Source organism: Butyrivibrio proteoclasticus P6B7 (assembly GCF_000622085.1).
GTDB lineage: Bacteria > Bacillota > Clostridia > Lachnospirales > Lachnospiraceae > Butyrivibrio > Butyrivibrio proteoclasticus_A.
Genome location: NZ_JHWL01000050.1, coordinates 1 through 2,398 on the forward strand (window position 1 = coordinate 1; position 2,398 = coordinate 2,398).

Below are 2,398 nucleotides of genomic sequence, written 5' to 3' on the forward strand. Positions count from 1 at the left end.
TGTAAACGTCAATGAAAAAGTTTACCACTCGCTAACGAATTAGTTTACCACCCCGCTAGCGAAAAACTTTACCATTTTATCCTTTTTCGCTGGTGAATAAGTTTACCAGCAGCGCTATCGAAAAAGTTTACCACCAACGCTACCGAAAAAGTTCATCACCAAGTCTCTTGTTATGGGGAACACCGCAATAGCAGCATTCCCCGGGTTACTTTAGTTATAAAACATAGTTTTCAAATGGCAGATCCTCATCAAGACGAGCCTTGTGGGCATGAGCTTTAAAGTATTCAAAGTCTTCTGTAAGTCCCTTCCATTCGATATAGTCACTAAGGTATTGCCTCTCATCAGAGAGATACTTGATTTCCTGATCCTGGCTGTGGATGTGATCATACATTTCTTCCATCACTTCCTTAAGCTGGGTGTATGTAGGCGTTTTAAGCTTCTGCATGTTTTCTACCTCCCTTCCTTGAGGTGGTAGCCTTAGCAGCCTGTTCAGCACGATAAGGATGCTCTGAGTTCATGTTGAGTACATGAGACCTGAAGGTGAGCCTGTCAATCAGAGCAGTGACCATTGTAGTATTCTCAAACATGGTGGGCCACTCTGAAAAGCTTAAGTTTGTTGATACTATGACACTTTTTCTTTCAGCCCTGTCAGCAATTACCTTGAAAAGTAATTCTGACTGATGCCTGTTGAATGTCAGATAGCTGAGCTCATCGATAATCAGAAGATCAGCTTTTGATATCTGCTTCTCAAGGCGGATGAGCTTGTGGTTGTCCTGAGCTTCTATGAGTTCGTTGGACAGGTTTGCTGCAGTGAAGAACTTAACGCTCATTCCCTGCATACAGGCCTTTATACCAAGGGCTATTGAAAGATGAGTCTTGCCGGTACCAGGATTGCCTATCATTACTATGTTCTGACGGTTATCAACAAAATCACATGAGGCCAGTTCATTTATAAATGCCTCAGTGAGATGTTCAAACCTGCCAAAGTCCAGTTCATCAATGGTCTTCAGGTATGGAAAGTTTGCGGATTTAATTTTTCGTTGTCTGTTACTTTCCGCGCGGGCTTCGAGTTCCTGCTTCATAAGAGCAACAAGGAAATCATCATAGCCCTGATCCTTATTAAGTTGTTTTATTACATCTGGGTATCTGTTAAAGCTGGGTACACGCAGTTGTTTGGCATATAGTTCTATTGTTTGTTTATTAACTTCATTCATCTTGGCATTACCCCGCATTTCTTGTCGTAGGTTGACAGGTCTGTTGAGATCACGTCGACATCACGATTGAAATGTATGATGTTGGACTCCGGTGTTTCCCGCAGCTGACTGCGGACTATATCTACCGTAGGAACGATGCCTGGCGGGAGACTGTGCTTGATATCGAGTATCTTATCGACACCATGATCAACGCAGAGTCTAAGGAGCTTAACCATCTCCTTGTTGCCACCGGGAAGCATCTTGCCCCAGTCAAGGAGCTCCTTATCAACAGTTGCTCTTACTGGTTTAGCCTGGAACACAGCTCTTGGCTTACGTTCCAGAAGGTCAATGTAATGCTCAAGACGATATTCAGTTTTGTTCTTTCCATAGGCGCGGTCATGAGTTGCTATGAGAACGCCTTTGTGATAGATATGCACTGTATTGGCATAGCCTTTTACAGTAACATCCTTCCTGAGATATTTAACAGGTACTGAGTAGTTGTTCTTATCAAATCTTACTGTTGAGTAATCACCAACAGAAGGAGTCTCAGTCTTGCTGGTATCAAACCTGTAAGTGGGTACGGAATGGAGATAGTACCTTTCAACTTCATAAGCCTCTTTAACTGAAACTGATTTAGTGGTAACCTTATGGGTGTTCATGTAGTCAGTACAGGAGGCAAGGAGCTTGGCGTTTAATTCGTCGATGCTCTTTACTCTTGGCACTGGCACCATAAAGTTCTTTCTTGCGAATCCAACTAGGTTTTCAACAAGTCCTTTTTCGTTTCCACTTGCTATGTTACAGAATTCAGTTTTAAAGGCATAATGGGCAGCAAATGCTTTGTACCCATCGGTTGCTTTGGCATGCTTTCCAAAGCCTTCTTTAACAGCCACTTTGGCATTATCGAAGATAAGCCTTAAAGGAACACCGCCAAAGAAATCAAACATCTTCTGCTGGGCTTCAAGAAATGACTCCATGTTCTGTGAATAGTAAGCCTGAACAAAGATAGCACAGCTGTTACAGAGCCTTCCGCAAAAGAACTGTACTTTTGTTTTCTGCCCATCGATGTATGCAGTGGCTTCGCCCCAATCAATCTGGCCGGCATCACCAGGGTCATACTCAAGCGGAATATCGGCCTGTGGTGGGATGTCCATTTCTGCTCTTAGCGCTTTGACAAGGTTTCTGATCGTTGATTCAGCACCGGTAAA

At 43.2% G+C, this 2,398-nt stretch carries 3 protein-coding genes; all 3 read right to left on the minus strand.

All coding sequences use genetic code 11. From position 1 onward, the window contains the following. Positions 1-214: 214 nt before the first annotated feature. Positions 215-445: a hypothetical protein gene (locus T541_RS0116350; RefSeq protein WP_026653660.1), complete on the minus strand. Its 231-nt coding sequence runs from the start codon at positions 443-445 to the stop codon at positions 215-217. Further along, positions 432-1,214, minus strand: coding sequence for an IS21-like element helper ATPase IstB (gene istB / locus T541_RS0116355; RefSeq protein WP_026653661.1), 783 nt, complete (start codon positions 1,212-1,214; stop codon positions 432-434). The genes T541_RS0116350 and istB overlap by 14 nt, the downstream gene beginning before the upstream one ends. After that, on the minus strand, positions 1,211-2,398 hold a 1,188-nt coding region (gene istA / locus T541_RS20080; RefSeq protein ID WP_034467717.1), incomplete at its 5' end, for an IS21 family transposase. The genes istA and istB, both read right to left, overlap by 4 nt.